The following is a 25,496-nucleotide window of genomic DNA, read 5'->3' as shown; positions in this document are numbered from 1 at the left end:
TTAACTCAACTCTCAGCTTTAAGAATATCAGCAACCAAACTTGTTGTATCAAATTGTTGCTTCAAGAAAGGCTGATCATCTGTTGGCAAATGCAACTGGAAGTCGCTAAACTTTTGTAAAAACAGTTCGCCACTATCCAATTCGAAGCCAAGAATATGCCCACCCATACTATGATCAGCAGCCAGAAAATGGACATGGAAACCAGGTGAAACCGCACCCGCATAGAGATCCGGTGAAAAGTACCCAATTAAAGTGCCCTTGATATTCTCGGCATGAAATTCTTTTTGACCCGAGGCCGTTTCGGTCAAGGTCGGATAAGATGGCTGTTGCGGCAGCACCGCTCGTGTATGCATTTGCGTAAACGTACCTTCTACACGAACCGCCGCAAATAAATTACTGGTCTGCAGCCGCTCGAGAGTCGCTTTGTGAAACCCGGCCAAATCAAGCCCCTGAAGCTTACCAGCTGCAACGTCGTGTTGATAGTGAACGTTAGCAAAAGGAACCTTCTCGTCTTCTTGCACTTCTCGAACTTTACCTTGGGCATTCACTTGATAAACCTTACCCGCCTGAATAATTAACTCACCATCAAGCCCAGTCAAAGTTCCAATGCCAGTATCACCGTGCTGCAACAATTCCCCAACTGTCTGCGTCCCCGCAAAAAGCCCCGGAACCAGCATGGCTATTGTTCCATGTTGATACAACCGATCCGTATTCAAAACGACATCTCCTTTTTGAAGTGAGCGTGAACCGGCGCGGTTAGGGGTCGGAGTGTAAACAGACAATCTCACACTGAGCCCCACGCTCCCCACGTCAGTCCAGTTAACGATTAATAGATCTGATCAGGCAACATCGCAGCGCCAAGTTCGGCGTTATCGGAATAGTCAACCGGAATGTCAACGATCACTGGACCTTGAGTCGCAAACGCCTCATCAAGCACGGTTCCAAGTTCGCTTGGCTTATCAACACGCAAACCTTTGGCGCCAAAAGCTTCTGCATACTTCACAAAATCAACCGGTCCAAAGTCAACACCTGCTGCACGCCCGTATTTCATCTCTTCTTGGAATTTTACCATATCATAATGGCCATCATTCCAAATAATATGAACTAAATCCGCCTTGAGCCGCACGGCAGTTTCCAACTCTTGACCCGAGAAAAGAAAACCGCCATCACCGGATATTGAAACCGCCTTTTTTCCTGGACGAACCAACGTTGCCGCGATCGCCCACGGTAGTGCCACACCCAATGTTTGCATACCATTCGAGAAAAGTAAGTGTCGTGGCTCATAACTACGGAAATGCCGTGCCATCCAGATGTAATGACTACCAACATCAACTGCCACAGTCATATCATCTGCGACCCGCTCCTGTAATGCGGCAACAATGCTTAGCGGATGAATCAGCTTTTGATCCGTCAAGGCTGGCGGTACGTCGCTGTCTTGTAATTTAGATTGTAATTCACTCAGATAATGTTTACTCTCCGGGGCCACCTGATAACCGCGCAGCAACGGAACCAAAATATCCAGTGTTTGTGAAATGTCACCAATCAATTCGGTTTCCGGTTGGAAGTTGTGATCAATTTCAGCAGGAACATCATCAATCACAATGATGCGGGCCTTGCCATCAGCATTCCAGTTACGAGGTTCGTATTCCACAGGATCATATCCAATTGCAATAACCAGATCGCTATGTTGCAACAACATGTCACCCGGCTGATTACGGAACAAACCGACCCGGCCAAAGAAATTATCGATTTGGCGATGCGAAATAATGCCGGCACCCTGGAATGTTTCGACAACCGGTAACTCGGTGACCGACAACAACTCGCGAATTTCAGCAGTCACATCGCTGGACGATGCACGCATACCCAACAGCAACACTGGTAATGAGGCTTCCTTAATCGCACGTGCCAAGTAAGTCATGTCACTAGGGCTGGCCGGTCCCAACTTTGGTGCCACTAACGGTTTGATCGGTTCGGAATTGACCGGTGAATCGGTCACATCTTGGGGAATCGACACAAAACTTGCGCCCTGCTTGCCTGATTCTGCCGCCTGATAAGCGTTGGCAATAATTTCACTAACATTGTCCGGATCCTGAACTTCAGCCGCATATTTTGTGATCGGCGCAAAAAGATCCGCATTCCGCATACTTTGATGGGAGCTACGTAACAAATCTGCTCGCTTAACCTGTCCGGACAATGCCAAAACCGGATCGCCTTCAGCAGTTGCTGTAACAAGGCCAGTTGCCAAGTTCGAAGCGCCAGGTCCTGAAGTCGTCAAGACAACGCCGGGCTTACCAGTCAAACGGCCAATGCCGGCTGCCATAAAGGCTGCATTTTGCTCGTGTCGGGCGACAATTAATTGCGGACTTTTTTTAGTTTTGGGATGTTCTAGGGTTTCAAAAACCCGATCGATTTTGGCGCCGGGAATTCCAAAAACATAATCAATCCCGTGATTTGCTAGACTCTCGACAATTAAATCTGCGCCATAACGCTTCTCTTCAGCCATTTCGCCACTTCCTCATTATTGATGTGTTTCATAATACGCTTTTTGTGTTCCGTTTCAACCCCTAATTTAACTGAAAAACACCGATTAAACAGAGCGGTTCTGTTACAGTATTTTCATAAATCTGTTACATTCTTGGCAAACTTGTTTAAAAGCCTAGTTTAATCTTTCCAATATAAGTTTAACTGATTTAGTAGGAACATCGTTAAAGGAAGCTCACGCCAAACTAAAATCGACCGCAAGACAACTTGTCTTTGCGGTCGATTTTACTTAGTTCCTATACTGTTTCAAGATACTGCGGCATCATTTTACCGGCTACCGGTCTATTGTAAGGAACGACTGATTTTACCGATACCGGTTTTCGGATCAGTCAGTTTCAGGTTAAATCCAAATTTTGTGAAAATATGCCGTAACTTGGCTAAATTAACTTTATCAAACGAGCTAATCGTGCCATCCACGAGCGCAACGTCGGCCTTCATCGCCAAATTCAGAAAAGCTTTCAGCGCCAACTGTGCGAGGCCAAGATTCTCAAAATCGTAAAAAGCCAAGCGACTTTCGGAACCCAGCGTCTCTAAAACCGTAATATGCATCACGTTGTCCCAGCGATTCGTTTCAAATAAGAGCTGTGCCTGATAATCTGCTTTCGAATGGCCATATTTGTCAACATTTTCAAACGGTGTGTAGACGTAAATCGAGTTGGTTTTTTGTTTCTGTTCATCGGCTTTAAAATCGGTGAAGACAATATATTGGCGCACGTCATTTTGATCCGATTCTTGCGGTTGATTCATGCTTGATAGCACTGTCAATTGCGGATCAGCTTCGATTGCTGCAAGCCGCTTATGATAGGCCTGTTCATACTCTGTTTGCACAGTCATTTTGAAACCTCCAGACTAATACTCGTTTTCATTATAGCATTTTTCAATTCGTTGCCTATATAAAAGAGAAAAGCCGGATTGAATTCACCCGGTTTTCAAAAAAATATTAAAGTAAATCCTCATTTTCAAACTGATTCGGTAACAATCTAAAATATTGTTCATCGCGGGGATGGTCGCCACTCAATCCCCGTGGCAGCGGCACTTCGAATTGAAATGTAAAGCCTAAACGTTTCAACAAGTGAATTGAAGCATGATTACTAGGAAAAACACCTGCCCAAATAGCCTTAATATCATGGGCGAATTGATTTGCAATGACCATTTGCAGTCCCTCACGCATCAAACCTCGATGCCAATAAGCCGGATGAAGGATGTAGCCAATTTCACGCGTCATATCATCCCCTGTCAGTGGCGATAACTCACGCGGATAAACCCCAATGTTGCCAATCACATGCAACTGATAAACAAGAGCCAGATCCTGACGCTCACGAGCAAACCGCTTAACGTGATTCGCTGCTTCTTGACGAGTCTTCAAAGGCGCCATCCCTGCCGCCCGCGTGACTTGTTCTAGTTTGGCATAAGCAAAATAATCATCAATATCTGATGTCGTAAAAGGACGAACTGTCACTCGCGGACCTTTCAAAATGACGCCTCCTAAAAAAAGTGAGCGCGAACCGGCGCGGTTAGAAGTCGGAGTGTAAGCGGCCTTAAGCGTGATGGCCGGGTCTTGGCCATTGCGCTTAAGGTCCTTACACGCAGATCCCTGCGCCAGTGAGCGCGTTATGGGCATAAGCTAGAACACAGGCAGCCTCAGACGCGATGCCCCTGTCGTGACCATTGCGTCTGAAATCCTCACACGCAGATCCCAGCGCTAGCGAACGCGTTACGAACCAACACTCTTATAATCAAACGGCCAAGACATCCAACATTCACTCATAACCCCTAAATCCACACATATAAATTGCGGCCTGTGAAAATACGTTAACCTTGTCTCATCAACTGACAAAATTTTTCCATTTTTTGAGACAAAAATATTTCCAGTAGCAAATTTTCTCGCGATTGCGGCGCGCGAAACTATTTATCTTTTCATATTATCAAGTATCTTCCACGGTATGACAAGCCTCAGCTAATTGGACATCGAACTTAGCCTAAGCATTTGACGACTGATTATTTGTTCTTATCGGTAAAATAAAGTCGTTCAAACAACTCCTTGAGAAAGGTGCGTGACACCATGCCGGCAAGCACTACTGTTAGTCGAAAGTTCGCCAACTTGCAGGAACACATTGATCTCGCGGCGAGGTCACCTGCCATCACCTCACAAACATATATGGTGATTTTTCCAACATACTGAGGACTTTTAAGTAACAACCGATCTACTAGCCAAAGTTAACCACGTCTGATAATCAGTAATGGCAGCTGATTCCGTTCTCAACGAACAGCTGCCCTACATACCGACAGGCGAAAGGTGACGACAATTGTGAAAAAGATAATAAGTCCCATTTTGGTTCTTTTATTTAGCGTGCTCTTTATTTGGCCATTGACCGTGACAACCGCTGCCATTTCACCAACATTCACGGTTACGCCGGTCCTGCCTAATAATCAGCGTCAGTCGGTTACCGGTTACTTTGACTTACAAGTTAGCCCGGGCCAACAAGAAGATTTACAGCTCCGGATCGCTAATCAAAGTGACCAGACTCAAACCTACCGTATTGCAGTCAATCCGGCATATACGACCAATAGCGGGGTCATTGCCTTTGATCAAAGCCAACCACCGCTTGATCAAAACGCCATTCGTCTGAGCACCTTAATTCAAGGACCAAGAACGGTTACTGTTGCAGCCAATTCCGAGCAAACCGTAACGTATCAGTTGCAAGCTCCAGCTGAGCATTTTATCGGGATTATCGCAGGCGGCTTTTATGTCCTGCAAGAAGGCGCCACATCAAGTCGTGCTTCCAGCAACGGGGTTCAATTCACAAACCGCTTTGCAATCGGCATTACGACCATTTTGCGGCAAGATCTTACCACGCCGAATCCGCCATTGCTTGATATAACCAAAGCCAGCATCGGCACCAACAACCACACACCGGTCGTCAAGGCGCGGCTGCATAACCCTTCAAGTAATCAATTCGGTGAAATTGCAACAGATTATATTTTGGTTAAACCCGGTAGCCAAAAGCCGCTACTGACAGGTCATTTTACGGGGTTAGCGGTTGCACCGCATTCCTTTTTTACCCAAAGTATGCCTTTGAATGAGACCAAGTTGGCTGCAGGTACCTACACGCTCAAATGGACGGCAAAATCGGGATCTTACACTTGGTCCAAACAAGTCAACTTTCGCTACAACGGCCAGTTACCGATCAGTGTAACTGCTTCCCGACCACGATCACCAAGCGATGCGGATGATCATGGCCTGCTTCCTTGGATAATTGCCGGCATCATGTCCGCTTTGCTAATCATTGTTCTCGGTCTATGGCGCTGGAACGTGGTACACCATCGGCAAAATCAGTAGAAAAGCGTGCCAGCATTGACAGTTTGACTTATGATAAAGGTAGCGCGAAACCAAATGATTATGAAACGCCTTGGAAATGTAAATCCTTCTCACGGTGTCATCTGTTTGGTGCGCATTTTGATCGTACGGTCATGGCTGGAAATAGGCGTTGCGTATGCTAAAGTGCTGCCGAGTTTAAAGCTTTGCAAGGCTAGATCGTTTGTGGGCATCGGTCAGCATGAAGGATCACTTGCCTGCATTCATCACAACACGTTTGCCAGCCGCGAAACCTGCGTGTAAGGAGGAGTTTTGATGTCGAATAAACGTGTACTTGGCAATGAGTTTCAAACTGCCTATGAAAATGCCGGTGGAACTGATATTTTGAAATTTTTAGCAGATGTTAAGCAGGCTTATCGTTGCATTAGCGACTTAACCGCTCGAATGACAGCGATGCCTGACTCTGTTAAAAGTGAGTCGGTTCCGCAACTATTAGTCCAACAATTAGATCAGACCACCTTTGCTGAAAGTTCGGTTCGTAAATGGGAAGATGATTTACGGCGTTTTGCTGCTTATCTGACACCGCTAGAACCTCCGATTGCAATTCTTGACAGTTGGGATACCCTGAATGATTTCTTGGAAGCTAACCAAGCATTACTGAGTTCACTGCAAAACGTGCCATTGCTACATGAAGACACACAAGATGTTAAAACTTCAACGCAACTTCTCGTTTATCCGGCTGAGCCCCTCTTTCAAGTCGTTCAGGCCGATACTGGCGAAAGTGATGCCATTGACCTGCCTGGCTTAACCACGGCCGATCCTGATGGCGTTGCGGAAATTGCACGAACCCACGGCGTCACGCCCTTTGCTGCCTTTAACGCCCAGCCTTGATTTTAGTCTGTCAATCCTGTATGCTTGACAGGTTAAATTAGAAAAAAGCGAGGTGCTAAAAGATGCGGAACAACATCATCTTAGGTAACAATGAAACCGGCGAACGTATCTATTTAACTTCCAAAAACAAGCGTAACACGCCTGATCGTTTGCAACTCAAGAAGTATTCACCAAAGTTGCGTAAACGCGTGGTCTTCACCGAAGTTAAATAATCTGATCGCAGTTCATCAGCCAATATCGCATTCTGTCAGTTTTTTACTGATAGAACGCGATATTTTTTTGCTTTTGTGCCTGATTGGTGAGAATGCCCATACTGAAAGCTATTGCCCAACGCCAAATAAGCCCTAACCTAAAAGCAGCGGTTGTAGGGCTTGGCTTAAATAAATGGCCAACAGTTTCGGATCGGCAACGATTTCAACCAATTAACTAATAGCAAGCTACTTCAAAGGTAATATTTGGTCTAATATGGCCTTGCTAAGGACATGTTGAAGCGGATTTTTGCTGACACTTGTGATGAGACCGTCAGCTTCCAACTGATTAATCATGCGTTTTGTCCGCGACCTAGGAGTTTGTTTTGAACCCTTTTTAAGCACTTGGACAATATCACGATCCTGAATGCCATAAGTGATGCTCTCCGTAAACAAATAAGATTGGAGAAGCAAGTATAAGATATCCTTCATCTCGTCGTTCAGGTTTGCAAATTTTGAATATAATTTTTCCCCGGTTACATGTAGTTGTTCTTTAGCTGACTCTAATTCTTGAATAACTTCAAGTTGACCGTGTTCAATAATTTTTAACATTCCTTCTAAGAAAAAAGTTAACTCCGCGCGATTTTCAATATTGTCTGCTTCCTGAAAAAGCCGGTAATAAGCAGAAAGATTGTTATGAATCGCTGTTGATACAGACAAGCCAGTGAAGGGATCTAACTTGCTTGACAAATATGACGAGAGCAAATACCTGCCAGTTCGACCGTTTCCATCTAAGAACGGATGGGCATTTTCGAACATAAAATGGGTGATGATCGCTTTTTCCAATGTCACTAGGTCATCATTATTCATAAAGATGATGAGCTGTTCTAAAGCCGTCTCAATCTCTGCTTCATCAATCGGAGGAATATGGACCGCATGTGAACCAGTCCCAATAAATGCAAATGAGTTTCTGAATCGTTTACCATCCGGCAACTTTTCTGGTGGAATCTCCCCTTTTAACAACTCATCATAAATATCACGATAATCCTTCAAAGTGTCAATCTGACGCATTCTTGCGGTAATCGAGTCATGATACTTGCGAATGGTTGATTCCAAACGTTTTTCAACTCTACCCGGCCGGTTTTTTAAATTACCAATAATCGTCCCGATCTCTTTCGGGTTTGTTTCAACACCTTCAATCTCATTGGTAAAAATAATCTCATTGCTAAGAAGCTTCTTTAAATAACTGTTAATCGCAACTTGAGGCAATTCATTGTGATTTGCCAATTTGGTAATCTGCATTGAGTTCCTAAGAATATTAGCAACCAGAAGATTAATCTTGTGAGTTTCGACAAAATAAATCGGATACTTGGCGATTGAAATAGAGCGCTTTTCGATGGCTGCTTCATCCAGAAGACTCGTGTTTTCGAGTGCCGGAAAGAGCGCAGTCCGGACTGTTGAGGGACCTGAAAGCCTTAAATGATATTCGTCATCAATTTCCTGTGGTGATTTTCTGCCAGTGCCATTGTTATTGTATTTAAATCTGCTTAAAGGTAAATAGCTCACGTTTGCGCCTCCATTCTTTAAAATGGCGATTATTGAAATCTGCTTTTCAAATTATGCATATCGATTTTAAAAAATCAAGCATTTTTAAAAATTGACTCCCGCATTTTTAAACACTATATCATACAATTGTCGAAAATAGACTATTAAAAAACCTTCTACCCGCATCAGCAAATAAAAGGCGTGTTGCGTTTATGACAATCAGGATCTGGCGCTACTGATTTAAAAGGTTCACAAAGTCATCAGGAATCGGTAAATCAGCCTGAATTCTTTTTTCAGAAAATGGGTCCACAAAACTTAAATGGGTCGCTTGTAATGCCTGATGATCAATGAGCGGACTCGCTTGGCCATAAAGTGAATCACCGATTAAGGGATGGCCAAGGCTGGCAAAGTGTACTCGAATCTGGTGGGTACGGCCGGTTAATAATTGCACATCGACCAAGGTGTTGACCGCTTCTTTCAGCACTTGATACTTCGTGATGGCCGATTGTCCGTTTTCCGTAACCATCCGATGAATGCCGTCCGGACCCAGACCGATGGGTGCTTCAATTGTCCCGGTTGCATGACTGAGGTGCCCGGCAACCACGGCCAGATATTCTTTTTTCAAGGTTGCATGATGAGCCTGGTCAAACCGCCCTTGTGCATACGGGTGTTTCGCGGCTAAAACCAATCCAACTGTATCGCGATCCAGGCGCGTGATAATCGCGGGTTGCGGTTCGGTTATCTTTTGCTGCTGCAGGTACCAGACGATGCGATTCAACAAACTGTGATGAGGATCATGAGGACCGGGAACGCTGGTTAAATGAGCCGGTTTATTGATAATCAGCCAGTTTTGATCTTCATACAGAACATCGAGCGAGGCTTTTTCCGGTGTCACCGTCATCGTCGTTGGAATGGCGAAGCGCACCGTCTGCCCAGCCTGAATCGCTGTATTGCCAGTGCGATGACCATCCAGCCACAATAAATGGTTCGCTAACATTTTCTTGAATAATCTGTGGCTAACACCTTGTTTGGCTAACCAGCGCTTAATTGTGGTTGCCGTTGTCACCTTTGAATCAAACGTATATCGCATGCTTTTCCTTTCGCCATCCCAATAATCTGATGTTTCAAAACCGAACAAAAATATGTAAAGATTTGCATTTAAACGGCTTTTGGGACTATGGTTAGAATATGATTAATGTATAAGAATAAGGAGGAATAGGCAAATATGCAAGTGGAAAAAGACGTGATCTATGATGAGGCCCATGATTTACCCGTTGATATTTACGTACCGGACGCGGCTAATGGCGGTGCCGTCATATACGCACACGGTGGCGGCTGGTTCCGTGGCGATAAAGAAAACGAAAGCGATTTGGGCCAATATCTTGCGGACGCCGGCTATCTGGTGGCTATTCCCAATTTTCGGCTAGCTCCCAAGTTTCTATATCCGACCGCCCAAAACGACTTTGATCATTTCATAAACTGGCTACTTGCCTCTCCTTATGAATTTGATCGCGAACGAGTAGGTTTGTTAGGCGCCAGCTCGGGAGGCACAATGGTGTTGCAAAATAGTCTGACCACTGGCTACCCAGTTGTGGCATGGTCGCCCGTAGTTGATTTTGCCAACTGGGTGCAGAAGAATCAAATGGTAAAAGCCTCGGTTGACGCGAAGAATGAACTGGGCCTGACCGAAATTCATGAAATCCATGACGCTTTTTATAAATACTTTATTCAGACATATCTGGGCGGGTTGGATCCGCGCTTACTAACCGCCGTTAACCCAACCAATCATTTAACTGATCAACTCGGGCCAACCTTATTGTTCAACTCGGCAGATGAATTAATGCCATTACCAAGTGCCCTGCATTTTGTCCAGCAAGCTGCCATGTTTGGCCGGGACATTTCCATCCACGTGGTACCCGGCGTTGGCCATGCACGTGATTATACCAGTTTTGCCTTACCTGAAACAAAACGCTTCTTCGATCACCATCTTTTTGCAAGTGTTGAAGACAAGGCGCTGAATAAAGCAACCGATTAGTCTTGACGTCATTTCAAAAGCACCGCGAATGCCAGTAAAAGTTGGCTTTCGCGGCGCCTTTTTTGATCGCTCCAAAAGATAAGTCTATGTGGTATGCGCATTACTTACGGCCGAAGAATTAATGGTGTGGTGGTGCCGGGTGCAACCCATTCAATGCCGCCTGTTACTGGTACTAAGTAAATCGCGTCTGCTTCGATATCGGTTGGTGTAAGAACATAACCATTACCGTTTGATGTCGCCGTGTAGCGAGACGTCTTTGAAATGCCATTTTGGGAAATGGTCATCTGAGTAGCCGTAATGGTCAATGATACATGTTCGTTATGCCACGTACCAACATAAAACGGCGCTTGAACCGTGGGCTGACTTGCCGTTTGGGTCGTTGCTGTTGCTGCAGCATCACTGGTTGTGGCAGCAGCATCAGTCGCTGTGCTTGCTGAACTTGCCGTCGTCTTTTCGGTTGTCGTTGCAGGGGTCTTAACGGTTACGGTAGCGCCGGACTCATGCGTGCTGGTCGTTTGAGCTGTACTTGATGATGAGCTTGACGATGCCTGTGACTTGCTCGTTGCTTTCGGCTGACTTGTTGTTTTTTCCGTGACTGTTTTTACCGTTGTGGTTTTCACATCGCTTTTAGCACTGACATGTTGTTGATATAAAGCGGCACCGGAAACGCCGCTAAGTGCTAAGAATGCCGTTGCAATCATCATCCATTTTTTCATGTCAATCACTCCCACTCAGAAGTTGTCGCTTGTCGGATCGTTTCAACAATTTCAGACTAACATGCGGCAAGCGGAAATGTTACAAAATGATTTCAAATCAAGAAAATCTTAAGACTTATCAAGATTTTTGCTGTCATCGTTTTGTAACATTCAAATAAACATAACCTTTTTCTTGAAATAGCAAACATATGTTCGTAAACTAATCTTTGGGGTGAGATTGATGACTTACGAAGAAAAAATCGGTAAGCAAAAGTTTGCTGCCTTGGTGGCTGATTTTTTTACTAATCGTTACATTGATCGCGGGATACGCAAGTGGCAAGGCTATTACCTCTCCGACCACACCGCCGCGTTAAAAAAACAGGCGCAGACCGAGCATCTGACTTATCCGCCGCTTTCGTTACAAGATCAGGCTTACATTCGGATGATCTTGCTTCGAGCATACGCTGAAGGCCAATCCGTAACCATTCAGCTCGATCTGCAAACACCAGATGGCCAGATGCTGCCGCCGATCACCGGTAAAGTCGGCGGTGTAACCGATAGTGATGTCGTTCATGTCGGCGACCAGAACATCAGTATCCGCATGATTCGCCACATCGATCTGATTCCGTTTCCTGTTTAATCAACCAGAGCGTGTGCAGTAAAAAAAGACCGTGCTTATCTTTCAACACAGTCTTTTTTCATCTAAAGGAAGCTTCAACTAGTCTGGTTGGGAATCAGTTGTTGCCAAGTCTGCCAGTGCATCAAAAAAGTAAGCTAGACTCAGATAATCGGCCGTACCACCCGGACTAAGATTAAACGTGATCATCTCAGCATTTAACTGACGCAAGGCATGAGGCAAGTGTGAATCCGGGACATGCAACAATGTTTTAGCCGCATCTTGCACGAATCGTAATCCCTTTGGCCCGCCGCGATGGAGGACATTGGCATCTTCAACTTGGGCCATCAAGTGCACCATTAATCGTAAATAGCGCATATCCCCGCGTCTGGCTGTCTTGCGTAAATATGGCAAGATCACATGCCGGATAGTCGGATAACCAGCCAAAGCCTCACCTCGAACCCCAGTAACGCCGTGTTTGACATATAACGCTTCGCCATGGCTCCAGCGGGCTTTTTTCTCCAAGTCCCGAAAATCACCAGCCACACCTTGCGTCACTTGAGCCACCGTCGGGAATAGCGGCGCAAAGTCAGCGGTGACTATTTGTTGCAGGGATTGCTGCTGCATGAGCCAGCCCAATGCACCCAATAAAAAACCAAAGGAGAAGTTAGCCCCACGATGCGTATTAACACCAGCAGTAGCGGCGAGCATGGCATTTTCTGCTGCAATCCCAATGGTGCGTAATTGGCGATAGAGATCAGGAACCGTTTTAGCAACGACGCCGGCATGAAAATATTGCTGAAAAAAAGGCGTCAAAGCTTCAATGCTAGCTGCAAAGGTCGTCACATCCATATCCCGGTGTGCACCATTTGATTCAGGGTCGACCAAGCCGGGTTTAGGCGCCAACTGAACTTCTGCTTGTAAACTGGTAACTGCCGCTTGTGCAATTGCTTGTTCATTCAATATGTTTTGCCTTCATAACTTTCAGAATATAGTGCAGGGAATGCTCTAAGTGCTCGCGCGTAATGAGCTTAATTTGATCGTCATCTTGATTCAACATCCCCCGATAAAGCAGCCAATGTTCCTGAATGGCAAGATTGCGCCGATCATCGCCATTAATACTGATGTCACGAAAATAAATCAAATAATTCTGCAGCTGGTTGACGATCATTTTCAGCCGCAACATATGACTGGCATCATAAATAAAATTATTAAATTCAGTAAACTTAGCCATCACCTCGGCAACACGACCGGCTGCGTTCAAACGATCCGTTTCTTCCAAAAGAGTCCGCATCTGATTGAATTGCTCAGGGGTCATCAGACGCATGGCCTTACGCGTGGCCAACACATCCAATTCCTTGCGAATGTCAAAAATTTCATAGGCATCGTTAATTGAAATACCTTTGACAAGTACACCAACACCCGTTTTGCGTTCAACCAGATCTTCTTCATCCAAACGCTCAAGTGCATAGCGAATTGGCGTTCTGCTGATATTTAGATTTTCGGAAAGATTCTTCTCGTTAATCCGCTCACCGCTGGGTATTTCGCCCAAAAGGATCGTCTTACGCAGCGCTTCGTAAATCGCTTCTTTAATTGGCCGGTTCTGTGACAAATCCAAATTTTTCTTAACCGCTGACACCACTTGATTCATCGATTGTCCCCCCTCACCTAACCCAATATTATACCTTAACGTGTCTCACCACTTAAAACATGCTGGCTCACGCTCACTTAAAAAGCTGCCGACAAATTTGTCAACAGCTCAAATTGTGCTAGCCTACCAACTCACGGCCGCGCGTTAATTGATTAGGGGGCGAAAGGATCATGTACCTTAATTATGAGTAGGATCAAACGTCAGCGAAACCTTTTGAACCGGCACATCATAAAACGGATCTTCACGCCGGCCTAAAAAGTCTTTTGCCTGATCAGGGAAGAGCGCATAACTCAAGACATCTTCTTCTGAATGAGCATACTCGGCAATAGCTTTGCGAAATGCCGGTAGTTGCGGCTCAATCAGGTCTGCCGGTCGCGTGGTGATGACTGGTGCGTCACCAATAATTTTCTTTTTCATCTCAGGAGAAATCGGGACAGGCGGCTGCCCATAAAGTCCGCGAACATAGTCTTTGATTTCTTTAGGGATCAGTTTATACCGTTCTCCGCTCATCACATTCATCAAACTTTGCGTACCAACCATTTGCGACAATGGGGTAACCAACGGCGGATAACCCAAGTCAGCCCGAACGCGGGGCACTTCTTTTAAAACATCCCCATATAAAGCCTCTTGTCCCTGATCTTTCAATTGCGCCAACAGGTTAGAAAGCATCCCGCCTGGCACTTGGTAAATCAGTGACTTTGGCTCAACATCTTTAACGCGGGGGTTTAGCTGCCCGGCATCCCGGAATCGATCGCGAATCGGCGCAAAATAGCTGGCAATGTCACTGACTTCAGCTAGTTTGACATCAGTCGGGTAGCCTAAGTCCTGCAATGCCACGAGCATTGATTCGGTTGCCGGCTGACTGGTACCGCCAGCAAATGGGGAAACCGCCGTATCAATAATATCAGCTCCTGCGCGCACCGCCTCAAGATACGTCATTTCAGCCATTCCCGCAGTCGCATGCGTATGGACCTCTAGTGGAACCGTAATTTCCTGCTTAATGCCGCTTACAAGATCGAAGGCTTTCTGCGGGGTTAAAATGCCGGCCATGTCTTTAATGGCAATGGAGTCAGCGCCCATGTCTGCCATTTCTTTTGCCAGCCTGATGAAATAGTCAATCGTATGGAAATCACTGGTGGTATAACTAATCGCCAGTTGTGCGTGCCCACCCGCCTGCTTGGTAGCTTCCAGTGCGGTTTTCAAATTACGTGTATCATTTAACGCATCAAAAATACGAATGATATCAATACCGTTTTCAACTGATTTCGTGACAAAATCGGCTACGACATCATCAGCATAATTCTTATAACCAAGCAAGTTCTGGCCACGCAGCAACATCTGCAACTTGGTGTGCTTGACTGCTTGGCGAATTTTCCGCAGTCGCTCCCACGGGTCTTCGTTTAAATAGCGTAGACAAGCATCAAACGTAGCGCCACCCCACATCTCCAATGCGTGGTAGCCGGCCGCGTCCATTTTATCCAAAATAGGCAAAATATCACTTGATGGCATCCGGGTAGCGATCAGGCTTTGCTGACCATCACGCAAAACTGTTTCCATGAATTGGACTTTTTGTTTAGCCATGTGTGGTCCAACCCTCCTTTATGATTGCTTCAACTGCCGCTTGAACTTCAGGCAATCCGTGTCGACGTGAGCGCGCGCAGGCTTTGGCGTCTCCGCCACAAACCAAGCAGGCTCGCGGAGGTAACTTAAAATCGGTGCGCGAAACCTGATGCAGTTCTTCACCTTGCAACGTGACCACATCCAAGTCCAGTAAGTCACAAAAGCGTTGTTGCTGCTCAAATCCGATCATTCGGCGCTTTAAACTAACCGGGTCCATGTGCACCGCCAAGTAAGCTTCAGGGCCAGTTGGTAACGATTCGATTTGCATGCCTTGCACGTTTGGTTGTAATTGATCCTGCAAGGCTTGCATCGCAGCTGTAAACACTGTAACGACGCGTTTTCCGGTTTTGACCGGTCCCGGAATCCGCAACGTCACGTGTAATAGCGTCGTGTCCGGATTTGCCTTTAACCAGTCATACTCCTTGGTCATACGCGCATCTTTGGCGGCCAACATTTGCCCTAAGTCAACTTGGGGGCCATCCAAAACTGACAATTTAAACATTGTGCACCACATCGATTAAGGTACCATCACGATATTCAATCAAAGCAACCACCTTGTCGCCATACTGAATAGCTGCAGGCGTGCCCGTGATCTGATAGGCCATGTTCTTGAGTGCTTCAATCGAAAATTGTGGCACCTTCAAATCCTTAAACATTTCAATCAGATCTGGCCGGGCCGGGTTAATGGCCACGCCCACTTCCGTCACAACAACATCAACACTGGCTCCTGGGGTCACAACGGTATTCACATTTTCGACAATCGTTGGGATGCGTCCACGAACCAGCGGCGCAATGACCATGCTCATTTTGCAGGCGGCACTTGTGTCACTGTGGCCACCGGATGCGCCACGGATCACGCCATCGGAACCGGTAATCACATTGACGTTAAAGTCCGTGTCGATTTCCAACGCTGACAAAATAGCGATATCAAGCTGATTAATGACCGCGCCTTTGCTCAACGGTGACGCGTACATGTTAGCATCAATTTCATAGTGATCGGCATTTTCACCAAGCGAGACTGCAGATGGGTGATCGAAGTCCTGCACGTCGATCACTTTTTCAACGAGCCCCTCTTTCAACAATTCAACCATGGAGTTGGTAATCCCGCCCAAGGCAAAACTTGCTTTGATATTTTGCTGCAGCATCGCCTCACGCAAGAAGCGGGCTACGGCCAACGAAGAGCCGCCTGTACCGGTTTGGAAGGAAAAGCCATCCTTGAAATAAGCAGATTTCGTGATCACTTCAGCTGCATATTCGGCAATCTTTAATTCCTTAGGGTTCTTCGTAAAGCGGGTGGCACCTTTAGCAATACCGGTCGGGTCGCCAATCGCATCTACTTGAACCACATAGTCGACATCTGTTTGGGGAATACTGATCGGCGTGTTGGGATATGGCATTAGGCTGTCGGTAATGGCAACCACTTGATCGGCATACTTGGCATCAATCATGGCATAGCCTAAGGAACCGCAAGTCGCTTTGCCTTTGGTACCGTTAATATTACCGTATTCATCACTACTTGGTGCGCCCAAGAACGCCACATCGATATGAATATCGCCACGAGCAATAGCGCGAGCCCGTCCGCCGTGAGAACGAATGACAACCGGGTTTTGCATGATTCCGCTTGAAATAGCCGCGCCAACTTTATCCCGCAAACCGGAGCTGGTGATGTTGGTAACCACACCATTTTTAATGTGTTCAATCAGCGGTTCATGAACATTGGCAATTGAACTAGGGGCGATCGACAGGTTTTTGATTCCCATTTTGGCAATTTCAGCCAGTACCATATTCATCACATAGTCACCTTCGCGGAAATGATGGTGAAATGAAATGGTCATTCCGTCTTTTAGGCCGGTTGCGACAATGGCATCATGAATTGACGCCACTAGTTTACTGTGATCAGGCTTGACGGGTTTAATGTGGCGCGCATGTTCATCATAAGGTTGAATATTGGCAAACTCGCCACCGAAAACGCCATATTGATCGGCAAACGGCTCCGGGATTTCACGATTAAGCTTATTCTTGACCATCAGTCTACCTCCATTCCTGACGCCTTAGCGAGCGCAATCGTGTATTGAGCACGCTCTACCACTGGCTTGTCAACCATCTGACCATTGACCGAAACCACGCCGGCGCCTTTAGCTTCTGCTTCTTTTAGTCCGGCAACAATTTCCCGAGCCTTTTGAACCTCAGCCAAAGCAGGCGCAAACACGCTGTTGATGACCGGAATCTGCCGCGGATTAATCACGGATTTGCCATCAAAGCCGAGTTGCTTAATCAGCTCGGTTTCATGACGCAGACCTTCTTCGTTGTCCACCTGCGTGTAAACCGTGTCGATTGCAGAAATGCCGGCTTCACGGGCAGCATGCAAAATAAAGTTGCGGGCAAATGACAATTCGGCACCATCAGCGGAACGATGGGTATGCTGACTGGTTAGATAGTCTTCGGCGCCAAGTGCAATCCCGATCATTCGTGGGGATGCCTGGGCAATTTCCCGGGCATTCAATACCCCTTCTGCCGATTCGATGGCGGCCATCATATGGGTCGTGCCGTTTTTGATACCGTACTTTGCTTCAACTGCCGTAATGACCGCATCCACGTCCATGATGTCCTGTGCCGTTTCGGTTTTTGGCAGCCGAATTACATTGATACCGCCAAGCACCATTGCCTCAACATCCTGATCGCCGCCTGCATCCAAGGCATTCACCCGGACAACGGTTTCAACACTGCTGTAATCAAAAGTTTTCAATGCAGAATAGACCAGCATTCGCGCGGTATCTTTTTCTTTTAACGAAACCGCATCTTCAAGGTCAAACATGATGGCATCTGCCCCATAAATCGGCGCATCACGAAGCATGCCCGGATTAGCGCCCGGAACAAACATCATGGTTCTTCTTAATTTATCCATGCGTTAATCTCCTCCCAGTCAAATGTCTTGTTGTCAGCAGCGCGGTAAGCCGCCGCAATGGTGCGTGCTTTGATCGTACAATCCAGTGCACCTTTGTCATTGGCTTCAACCGCAACGTTTTCGATCGCCAGTTTTGCAAGTGTTGCTTTGATGACCGCACGAATTTGTTCGCCAAATTGCTTTTCAACACTGCTTTGCAACTGAATCGTGATACCGTCAGCGGCTGGTGCAAGCGTGATTTGAATATCACTTGACTCCAGTGTCCCAGCCGTACCGGGATGATTAATTTTCATGGGTTGATCGCTCCTTTATTTCTGTATAAACCTCTGGATAAACGAGTTGTTGCACCGTTTTCCAATCCTGTTGTGCAATCGCCGCCCGAACCCGCGTGGCACTGACAACTTCGCCAGCAATCTGCAAGCGCGGAACAACAATCAATTCGATGGTGTCACCAAAAGTGGCGGCTAATTGGCGATTGTAAATAGCGGTCACGGGTGACAATGGCTCTTCACCGACATAACGCCGGGTAATGTCTAAAATGGGGGCAATTCGCTGTTTAAAAAGCGCCGCATCCAATTCGGCTTGAGCAGTCGCAATTGCCGCATCCGCCTGATCCTTGAGAAAATAACTCGGAAACGTGGTATTCGACACCATGTAATCAGCGGTTGGCAACACCACGACATTCGCCCAGCGTGAGGCGATTTTTTTTACGAGGCCCAAGCGTTCGGCAGCGGTGAAAAGCGAGCGTTCGGCTGACAGCACAAAGACGTAAACCACGGCATTGTCCCTAGCTGCCTGCTCAATCAGATACGCATGACCGCGGGTAACCGGATTGGCGTTCATCACAATTGCCGCAACCGGCTGTCCTGAGTGCTGATGCTGCTCCAACAATGCCGTGTAGTCAGCAAAATTAGGATAACCACGTTCGAGCAAAACCACCGTGTCTGTTGCCACTAACTGCTTAAAGCCTAACGATTCAAAAAACTTTTTCGTGCTTGGCTTGGTATAGACAAAACTATGCGTAATCGTCTCATCATCCAGCCGATCCAACAGTGCCTGAATAATCTGTGCCAACAGATTTTCGTGCTGAGCATCTGGTGACACCGCAACCTCTTTAATGATGTTGCCAGCTAATGAACCGGTTGCTAATAACGCACCATCTTCGAAAATACCAACTGTAAAATCAACGTGTTCATCCGGCGTTAAATCAGCCGCACGTAAAAGCGTTTGCCAAGCCGTTTTTTCTTGCGGATTCAGGTCAAACCAAATACGTTTTAACGTTGCCATCTTACTTCGCCGCTTTATCGGCTGGCGCAAACTTAAGCAGTAATTTGGCCACAATATAGATAATGAACAAAACGATAAACACGCCGCCCATACCGACCAACATCAATTCACCAGCCTGTTCAACTGCTGTGGGATCAAACTTCATGATAGAGACCTCCTAGTAAAGTGAGTGTGAGCTGGCGCGGTTAGGGATCGGAGTGTAAGCGGCCTTGGACGTGATGGCCGGGGCTTTGGTCATTGCGACCAAGGTCCTTACACGCAGATCCCTGCGCCAGCGAACGCGTTATAGTGAGCGTGAACCAGCGCGGGTAGACTTCCGCACTTACAAACCACATCAAGCGCCAAAGAATGACAACAATAGCCCACCAGCAATCACTGAGCCAATTTGACCAGAAACATTGGCACCGACTGCATACATTAAGACAAAGTTCTGCGGATCTTCGTCAGTGGCCATTTTCTGAATCACGCGACTCGACATCGGAAAGGCTGAAATACCGGCCGCACCGATCATTGGATTGATTTTTTCTTTTCGGAAAAGATTCAACAGCTTAGCAAAAAGAACGCCGCCAACCGAATCCATGATGAAAGCAAACAAACCAAACGCAATAATCATCAATGTTTGAATATTTAAGAACTGATCTGCCTGCAATTTAACGGAAATGGTTAAGCCCAAGAGAATGGAGACGATGTTGACCAATTCATTCTGCGCGGTGTTGGAAAGCCGATCCAACACGCCGCATTCCCGCAACAGATTACCAAACATCAAGAAGCCAACCAATGGCAGTGAAATCGGTGCAATGAAGCCAGCGATGACGGTGATGATAATCGGAAACAGAATTTTGGTTGTCTTGGATACGCCTTCTGCCTTATACGTCATCCGGATGCGACGTTCATGCTTGGTTGTGACTGCTTTGATGGCCATGGGTTGAATAATCGGCACCAGTGCCATGTACGAATAAGCCGCCACTGTGATAGCCCCCAACAGATTCGGCGCCAACTGGTTTGAAACAAAAATGGATGTCGGACCATCGGCAGCCCCGATGATCCCAATTGAAGCAGCCTCTTTAATGTTGAAGCCGAAGAATACTGCAACAAAAACGGTAGCGAAAATACCAAACTGTGCCGCCGCTCCGAAAAGCAGCATAAACGGATTTTGTAATAACGGGCCAAAGTCAATCATGGCGCCAATCCCAATGAAAATCAGCAATGGGAAAAGTTCGGTGTTAATGCCGGCCTTGAATAAAACATCCAGCACCCCTTCTGCCTTGGTGCCCCCAACAACTTGAGTTAAAACGCCGGTTCCGGGAAAATTCACCAAAATGGCGCCCAGTCCCATCGGAACCAATAAGGTCGGTTCATATTCTTTCTTGATTCCCAGATACATCAGGAGTGCACCGATCAACATCATCGCGATTTGACCTAATGTGATAGTGGTGATTCCGTGAATGAGCGCTTCCATAAGCTTCCTCCTCCCTAAATAATGCTAATAAGACCGTCACCGGAATTGACACTTTGATTTAGCGTTGCGATAATATCGCCCACCGTCCCGGCTTTAGGCGCGACGATTTCGTTTTCCATTTTCATCGCTTCTAATATCATCAAGGGTTGGTTTTCGGTGACTGCATCACCACTTTTAACCAAAATCTTGGTAACCGTGCCTGGCATCGGTGCCGTGACCACTTCACCTTCTCCGCTTGCCGCTGCCGGCGTTGCTGGGGCGGGTGTTGGTGCTGCCGGTGCCGGCGCTGGTGTTTCAGCTGCAGGTGTTGGTGCCGCAGCCGGTGCTGGCGTCGGAGCCGCGGCAGCCGGTGTCCCGCCGATTTCTTCCATTTCGACCAAATAGGTTTTCCCATCGATCGTTATCTTGAACTTTCTCAACATCTTCTTCAGTCCACCTTTTTCTTAATTGACTTGACCGCGTACTGAGCATCGCCATCACCAGCAGCAATCGCACTGGCAATTAAACCCACACGCTTAGCTTCGGGATTTTCAACGTACAGATGTTTCAACACCAGCTTTGCATCAGGTGCCGAATCCGCAGTAACTGCCGCGGCAATTAGGCTGGCAGTTAACTCGGCTTTAGGATCAACCTCCAAAAAGTTCGGCACCGTTTCCCATTGTGTTGTTTCGACCGGAGCCGCTACTTTCTTCGTTGTCGGTTCAACCGGTGTCTGCGGCGGCTGCTTTTTACGATGCAACCATCCAAACATAACATCACCTCTTCTCTTAAAGTGAGCGTGAGTCAGCGCGCGAGACTTCTGCGCTGATGAACGCGTTATGGTGAGCGTGAGTCAGCCCGCTTGCGAACGCGCGTTATTAAATAGCGCAACCCGCATAACTTTGATAGATCTATCATACGGGGAAAAGCCAATCACAATTGGCTTTTCGGTGTCTTTTTTCGGTTAAATGCTATTTTTGCGGCAGGTAGAACGGCACGTGACCAAAGAGCATAACCGTCACCACGAAAATTGCAAACACGCCTAATGCATATTTTCCGGCTTCGCGTTGCCACTTACCCATATCCAAGCCGGTTAGCCGCAGTAAGAGGTAGATGAAAGCAACCAATGGCGACAGTAAGTGGAATGCCTGACCCATTAATGAAGCCAATGCCATTTGCATGTTAGTAAACCCATAGGCACGGCCGGCAGTTGCCAAAACCGGCATAACGCCGAAGTAAAAACCATCATTACTTAAGAAGAATGTCCCTGGCGCCGAAATCAATGCGATCACGAGCCCCCAGAAGCCAGCCATAGAATTTGGAATAATTGCGGTAAAGCTCTTAGCCAACGCTTCTGCCATCCCGGTTCCTTGGAACAGACCCATGAAGACCCCGGCTGCAAACACCAGAATAACCACTTGAACGGCATCGCCACCATTAGCGCCGATCCGTTTGCTTTGGTCGCCTAACTTAGGATAGTTTGCCATCAATGCGATACAGGTTCCGACCAAGAACAGCAACAATGGCGGCATTGCAATGGCTTTAATAAAGGAACTTGCCACCAACCAGGCAATCAGAACAATCGTCAAAATACCGTTAAACAGGAACATATTCGGGCGGCGAATTTCAGAAACTTCCGGATCCACTACCGATGTCATTTCGTCAATTTCTTCATCGGTTAACTCCCGAACTCCCAAGCGTTTCCGTTCTGCGCGACCCATGTGCGGTGCCACATAGAAGATCACATAAGCCAGTGCCAAAATCATCCCTGGCAACAGGTAGGTCAAAATATCCGCATCAACTTTTAAAACTGCCATTGCCCGTGCAGTTGGCCCACCCCAAGGCAATAGGTTCATGATGGTATTTTGCAGAATAATCAAAACACCCAGGTTCATCATATTCATGTTGAGCTTCTTATAAATCGGAATAAATGCCGAGCAACAAATCAAAGTTGTGGTCGTGCCGTCCCCGTTGAGTGAAACGGCCATCGCAACAATTGCGGTTGCCATCAGCACTTTCATTGGGTCGCCTTTTGCAATCTTGATCATGCGTGCCGTAATCGGATCAAACAAACCAGCGTCAAGCATAATGGAGAAATAAAGAATGGCGAATAAGAGCATGATCCCGGTGTTAGCAGTCGTCGTCAGACCTTTTAACACGAAATCGCCTATCGTTCCTTTCTTTGCCACGCCAGCCACCATTGCAATAATCGCAAATAATAGCGGGATCATAACCAAGGAAGTAAACGGTGAAAGTTTCTTAGTCATGATGACGTACATGAAGACAATGATCATGGCATAAGCAATGACGGTGAGTAACATAGTCCCAACCTCTTTTCATAAGTTTTTATCGCTGCCCTCATATTACGTGATATTCGTCACTAAATGGCGGTTTTTCCCCGTTTAGAACACGAAAAGAACAATCGTCGTTTGACCGCAAAAATAAATTTTTTCAAAAAGAAAGCGCCCCCATTGGCTTAAAATTCGCTTTTAAGTCAATGAGGACACTTTAGCAAAGGTGTGCAGATTAGTTTGAAAAGAGGCTATAGCTATTGTTACATAGTTCACATTCAACTAATACAGAAACAAAATTCTGTATCAGTCTACCAGTCCTGGAAGCGTTCTTCTTCCAACTTTTTCAATAACTGGTTGAAATTTTCGCGCGATGGACTATGACTCAGTGTTTCTTCCTGAAGCTCGTTAAACCGCTCTGCTAAGTAGTAAGCGGTCAGATAAAGTGTTAGCTTCCGTTTAACAATTGTTTCCGGATCTTTGTCATCGGGTACCTGGTGTGAACCAACAACAAGATTAGCGAACTGTTTCGGATTTAACCGTAAATCATCCGGCGAATCAGCCTTCATGATATAACCCCCTTTTCTTAAGTATGCCTAATACTAACATAAAAAAAGAACGCTTCTTGAGAAAAAACGTTCATTCTCGGTCAACCTGATGTGGGCATTCGGGTTAGGAACTTTCGTAAAATTTTTCCAGTGAGCCAAACCCGACTACCAGTGGGGTAAAAAAGTGCGCCCGCCGTGAATGCTGCTAATGCGTCAATTCGAAAAATAACCGGGTGCGCATCATGGCGCGACCCGACTTGTTTAGCCATGTCAAGATCACTAGACAAATGGACAAAATCACGATTCATCGGCCGCAACCCCTCACTTTCAATCATGATGGCCGCCTGATGGGAAGTCCCATGATACAACCAAGTAGGTGGTTTGCTGGCAGGCATTAGCGGTAAAACCGGAACACTATGACCATATACTGCCCGAATCTTATTACCTTCAAGCGCGAATCGCCGCTTATCGCTTTGACGCATCATGGCAGCCAGTACCTGTCGATCTAAATGCATCTGATAATGTGTGTTAAACCGTTGGATCAAGGTGTTCAGATCCACGCGGCCATATGCATCAAGTTTTAAGCCGAGTCTTTCCGGATGATGGCGTAAAATAAAACTGAGAAGCTTACTGATCTTCACAAGTTGTTTGTCCATTGCTACATACCCCATTTTCGCCAAATCCAATGAGACTAAGGAAGGATCACCTTGAAACTTAATTTATCCACTGCACGCATGTCCGATCTTGATGCAATCATGCAAATTGAACATGCCGGATTCACCCCGCAAGAAGCGGCCAGCCGTATCAGTATGGCGGCGCGCATCACGAACTATCCCGATACCTTTATTGTCGCCCGGGTTGCAAATACCATTGTGGGTTATGTTGTGGGTCCAGCCACTTTCAAGCCTACAATCACAGATGATCTTTTTACGGATAGTCAACCTAATCAGCCCGCTGCCCCTTACCTTGCAATTCTCAGCTTAGCCGTGGCCCCAAACATGCAACACCATGGGATCGGCCGCCAACTACTAACTAAGCTGACTCAAGTTGCGCAATTGCAAAAACGCACTGCGCTCACTTTAACCTGCCTATCACGTCTTATCCCTTTTTATGAGCATGTCGGGTTTCATAATGACGGCCTTGCAGCTTCCACCCATGCCGGTGAAGTCTGGTTCAATATGTCAAAACCAGTCAAGCCCCTTGCAAAAATCTAGGTTGCTAACTTTGGCGTAGATGCTGTCGCAAAATCGGTGCTGTTTCTTTGACTAAAAAAAGCGACCCGTCAGCCTGTGCCGGCAAACTAGCACCCAAATCGCCTAAATCAAACGGCTCAAAACCAATTGCCCAGATTAACGCCGCCACTTGCTTCTTAGCCTGAGGATCGTCACCGGCATAAGGCAGTGCAATGCGATCCACTGATTGATTGGGACGTGTGAGCTGTGCAAATACCGCCATTTCAATTGAATTAAAGGCTTTGACGACGCGGTGTGAATGAAAATGCTCCGCGACCATTTGTGACGTTGCTTTTTGATGACATTCAATCTCGGGAATCCGTTCATCCCGATCTGGAAAGTAATTGGTTGCATCCACAATAATCGGATCATTCCCGTTTGGTAACGGTAACGCTTTGATAGCAAAAAACGGCACCGCCAACACGACTAAATCCTGCGCCTCTGCCTGCTCAACTGTACCTGTTGCTGCCCCCAACACGCGTGCCAAATCATCTAATGCATCCACCGAACCGCGATGAGCCAGCACAACGGTATTCCCCGCCCGCACAAAAAGCTGCGTCAAAACCTGACCAACATCACCTGCACCAATCATCCCGATTTTCATTCATCATCACACACCTTCATTATTCATTAATTATATCGCGCCATCGCTTTTTGAGGCAAATAAGCTTTTATATCCTTGTTATGCGTGCAGATA

General features: G+C 46.6%; 30 protein-coding genes. 7 read left to right on the top strand and 23 right to left on the bottom strand.

Going from position 1 to position 25,496, the window contains the following annotated elements; genetic code table 11:
- Window positions 1-5: 5 nt before the first annotated feature.
- From budA to ACWP87_RS07855, 4 genes are all read right to left on the bottom strand, one after another.
- A complete protein-coding gene (gene budA, locus ACWP87_RS07870) occupies window positions 6-716 on the bottom strand; it encodes an acetolactate decarboxylase (protein WP_015764992.1) in 711 nt (236 codons plus the stop codon).
- A gap of 110 nt (window positions 717-826) precedes the next feature.
- Window positions 827-2,503 carry an acetolactate synthase AlsS gene (alsS, locus tag ACWP87_RS07865; RefSeq protein WP_005686061.1) on the bottom strand — a complete coding sequence of 559 codons (1,677 nt, stop codon included), beginning with the start codon at window positions 2,501-2,503 and terminating at the stop codon, window positions 827-829.
- 320 nt (window positions 2,504-2,823) lie between these two features.
- Window positions 2,824-3,375, bottom strand: a complete 552-nt coding sequence (locus tag ACWP87_RS07860; protein WP_005686059.1) for a hypothetical protein — start codon at window positions 3,373-3,375, stop codon at window positions 2,824-2,826.
- 106 nt (window positions 3,376-3,481) lie between these two features.
- Window positions 3,482-4,018, bottom strand: a complete 537-nt coding sequence (locus ACWP87_RS07855) for a GNAT family N-acetyltransferase (protein WP_029943915.1) — start codon at window positions 4,016-4,018, stop codon at window positions 3,482-3,484.
- 831 nt (window positions 4,019-4,849) lie between these two features.
- Between ACWP87_RS07855 and ACWP87_RS07850 the strand changes: the two genes are divergently transcribed.
- The 4 genes from ACWP87_RS07850 (at window position 4,850) to rpmG (ending at window position 6,960) form a co-directional block, all read left to right on the top strand.
- Complete coding sequence (locus ACWP87_RS07850) at window positions 4,850-5,881, top strand: DUF916 domain-containing protein (RefSeq protein WP_005686056.1); 1,032 nt, start codon at window positions 4,850-4,852, stop codon at window positions 5,879-5,881.
- A 54-nt stretch (window positions 5,882-5,935) separates the two neighbouring features.
- Window positions 5,936-6,160, top strand: a complete 225-nt coding sequence (locus tag ACWP87_RS07845; protein WP_155404102.1) for a hypothetical protein — start codon at window positions 5,936-5,938, stop codon at window positions 6,158-6,160.
- A gap of 12 nt (window positions 6,161-6,172) precedes the next feature.
- On the top strand, window positions 6,173-6,748 hold the full coding sequence (locus tag ACWP87_RS07840) for a hypothetical protein (RefSeq protein ID WP_005686053.1): 576 nt from the start codon (window positions 6,173-6,175) through the stop codon (window positions 6,746-6,748).
- A 62-nt stretch (window positions 6,749-6,810) separates the two neighbouring features.
- Window positions 6,811-6,960 carry a 50S ribosomal protein L33 gene (gene rpmG / locus ACWP87_RS07835; RefSeq protein WP_003566154.1) on the top strand — a complete coding sequence of 50 codons (150 nt, stop codon included), beginning with the start codon at window positions 6,811-6,813 and terminating at the stop codon, window positions 6,958-6,960.
- 225 nt (window positions 6,961-7,185) lie between these two features.
- On the opposite strand, the gene ACWP87_RS07830 is transcribed toward rpmG, so the two are convergent.
- Window positions 7,186-8,502, bottom strand: a complete 1,317-nt coding sequence (locus ACWP87_RS07830) for a Fic family protein (RefSeq protein ID WP_005686042.1) — start codon at window positions 8,500-8,502, stop codon at window positions 7,186-7,188.
- A gap of 211 nt (window positions 8,503-8,713) precedes the next feature.
- Window positions 8,714-9,571, bottom strand: coding sequence for an RluA family pseudouridine synthase (locus ACWP87_RS07825; protein ID WP_005686041.1), 858 nt, complete (start codon window positions 9,569-9,571; stop codon window positions 8,714-8,716).
- A 135-nt stretch (window positions 9,572-9,706) separates the two neighbouring features.
- Between ACWP87_RS07825 and ACWP87_RS07820 the strand changes: the two genes are divergently transcribed.
- Window positions 9,707-10,516 (top strand): alpha/beta hydrolase family protein, encoded by an 810-nt coding sequence (locus tag ACWP87_RS07820; RefSeq protein ID WP_014569803.1) that lies wholly within the window; start codon window positions 9,707-9,709, stop codon window positions 10,514-10,516.
- Between the two features lie 104 nt (window positions 10,517-10,620).
- On the opposite strand, the gene ACWP87_RS07815 is transcribed toward ACWP87_RS07820, so the two are convergent.
- Window positions 10,621-11,232 (bottom strand): hypothetical protein, encoded by a 612-nt coding sequence (locus ACWP87_RS07815; protein WP_005686039.1) that lies wholly within the window; start codon window positions 11,230-11,232, stop codon window positions 10,621-10,623.
- A gap of 220 nt (window positions 11,233-11,452) precedes the next feature.
- On the opposite strand from ACWP87_RS07815, the gene ACWP87_RS07810 reads away from it, so the two are divergent.
- Complete coding sequence (locus tag ACWP87_RS07810) at window positions 11,453-11,851, top strand: hypothetical protein (protein ID WP_014569804.1); 399 nt, start codon at window positions 11,453-11,455, stop codon at window positions 11,849-11,851.
- Window positions 11,852-11,929: 78 nt separating this feature from the next.
- Here the strand turns inward: ACWP87_RS07810 and citG are convergent, their stop codons facing one another.
- The 15 genes from citG to ACWP87_RS07735 all read right to left on the bottom strand — a co-directional run bounded on the left by citG (window position 11,930) and on the right by ACWP87_RS07735 (window position 24,223).
- Complete coding sequence (gene citG, locus ACWP87_RS07805; protein WP_005686036.1) at window positions 11,930-12,790, bottom strand: triphosphoribosyl-dephospho-CoA synthase CitG; 861 nt, start codon at window positions 12,788-12,790, stop codon at window positions 11,930-11,932.
- Window positions 12,783-13,478, bottom strand: a complete 696-nt coding sequence (locus tag ACWP87_RS07800; protein ID WP_005686034.1) for a GntR family transcriptional regulator — start codon at window positions 13,476-13,478, stop codon at window positions 12,783-12,785. Before ACWP87_RS07800 ends, citG begins: the two co-directional genes overlap by 8 nt.
- 177 nt (window positions 13,479-13,655) lie before the next feature.
- Complete coding sequence (locus tag ACWP87_RS07795; protein WP_005686032.1) at window positions 13,656-15,059, bottom strand: oxaloacetate decarboxylase subunit alpha; 1,404 nt, start codon at window positions 15,057-15,059, stop codon at window positions 13,656-13,658.
- Entirely contained in the window at window positions 15,052-15,600 is a 549-nt protein-coding gene (gene citX / locus ACWP87_RS07790; protein WP_005686029.1) for a citrate lyase holo-[acyl-carrier protein] synthase, read from the bottom strand. Before citX ends, ACWP87_RS07795 begins: the two co-directional genes overlap by 8 nt.
- A complete protein-coding gene (gene citF / locus ACWP87_RS07785; RefSeq protein ID WP_005686027.1) occupies window positions 15,593-17,125 on the bottom strand; it encodes a citrate lyase subunit alpha in 1,533 nt (510 codons plus the stop codon). The genes citX and citF overlap by 8 nt, the downstream gene beginning before the upstream one ends.
- Window positions 17,125-18,003 carry an aldolase/citrate lyase family protein gene (locus ACWP87_RS07780; protein ID WP_014569805.1) on the bottom strand — a complete coding sequence of 293 codons (879 nt, stop codon included), beginning with the start codon at window positions 18,001-18,003 and terminating at the stop codon, window positions 17,125-17,127. The genes citF and ACWP87_RS07780 overlap by 1 nt, the downstream gene beginning before the upstream one ends.
- On the bottom strand, window positions 17,991-18,296 hold the full coding sequence (citD, locus tag ACWP87_RS07775) for a citrate lyase acyl carrier protein (protein WP_005686024.1): 306 nt from the start codon (window positions 18,294-18,296) through the stop codon (window positions 17,991-17,993). The genes ACWP87_RS07780 and citD overlap by 13 nt, the downstream gene beginning before the upstream one ends.
- Window positions 18,286-19,290, bottom strand: coding sequence for a [citrate (pro-3S)-lyase] ligase (gene citC / locus ACWP87_RS07770; RefSeq protein ID WP_005686022.1), 1,005 nt, complete (start codon window positions 19,288-19,290; stop codon window positions 18,286-18,288). Before citC ends, citD begins: the two co-directional genes overlap by 11 nt.
- A 1-nt stretch (window position 19,291) precedes the next feature.
- Window positions 19,292-19,435: an OadG-related small transporter subunit gene (locus tag ACWP87_RS07765; RefSeq protein WP_005686020.1), complete on the bottom strand. Its 144-nt coding sequence runs from the start codon at window positions 19,433-19,435 to the stop codon at window positions 19,292-19,294.
- Between the two features lie 189 nt (window positions 19,436-19,624).
- Window positions 19,625-20,749: a sodium ion-translocating decarboxylase subunit beta gene (locus tag ACWP87_RS07760; protein ID WP_005686017.1), complete on the bottom strand. Its 1,125-nt coding sequence runs from the start codon at window positions 20,747-20,749 to the stop codon at window positions 19,625-19,627.
- A 14-nt stretch (window positions 20,750-20,763) separates the two neighbouring features.
- Complete coding sequence (locus tag ACWP87_RS07755) at window positions 20,764-21,171, bottom strand: acetyl-CoA carboxylase biotin carboxyl carrier protein subunit (RefSeq protein ID WP_005712341.1); 408 nt, start codon at window positions 21,169-21,171, stop codon at window positions 20,764-20,766.
- Window positions 21,172-21,176: 5 nt separating this feature from the next.
- Entirely contained in the window at window positions 21,177-21,500 is a 324-nt protein-coding gene (locus ACWP87_RS07750) for a hypothetical protein (protein WP_005686013.1), read from the bottom strand.
- A gap of 199 nt (window positions 21,501-21,699) precedes the next feature.
- Complete coding sequence (locus tag ACWP87_RS07745) at window positions 21,700-23,049, bottom strand: CitMHS family transporter (protein WP_005686012.1); 1,350 nt, start codon at window positions 23,047-23,049, stop codon at window positions 21,700-21,702.
- Between the two features lie 281 nt (window positions 23,050-23,330).
- A complete protein-coding gene (locus tag ACWP87_RS07740) occupies window positions 23,331-23,588 on the bottom strand; it encodes a hypothetical protein (protein WP_005686010.1) in 258 nt (85 codons plus the stop codon).
- 80 nt (window positions 23,589-23,668) lie between these two features.
- Window positions 23,669-24,223: an RNA 2'-phosphotransferase gene (locus tag ACWP87_RS07735; RefSeq protein ID WP_005686008.1), complete on the bottom strand. Its 555-nt coding sequence runs from the start codon at window positions 24,221-24,223 to the stop codon at window positions 23,669-23,671.
- Between the two features lie 51 nt (window positions 24,224-24,274).
- Between ACWP87_RS07735 and ACWP87_RS07730 the strand changes: the two genes are divergently transcribed.
- Window positions 24,275-24,781, top strand: a complete 507-nt coding sequence (locus ACWP87_RS07730) for a GNAT family N-acetyltransferase (protein ID WP_005686006.1) — start codon at window positions 24,275-24,277, stop codon at window positions 24,779-24,781.
- Between the two features lie 4 nt (window positions 24,782-24,785).
- Here the strand turns inward: ACWP87_RS07730 and ACWP87_RS07725 are convergent, their stop codons facing one another.
- On the bottom strand, window positions 24,786-25,403 hold the full coding sequence (locus ACWP87_RS07725) for an NADPH-dependent F420 reductase (protein WP_014569807.1): 618 nt from the start codon (window positions 25,401-25,403) through the stop codon (window positions 24,786-24,788).
- Window positions 25,404-25,496 lie beyond the last annotated feature (93 nt).

It is taken from the genome of Lacticaseibacillus sp. 22, from assembly GCF_055413445.1.
Note: the sequence above shows the minus strand (reverse complement) of the source record. Positions and strands in the feature narration are given on the sequence as shown.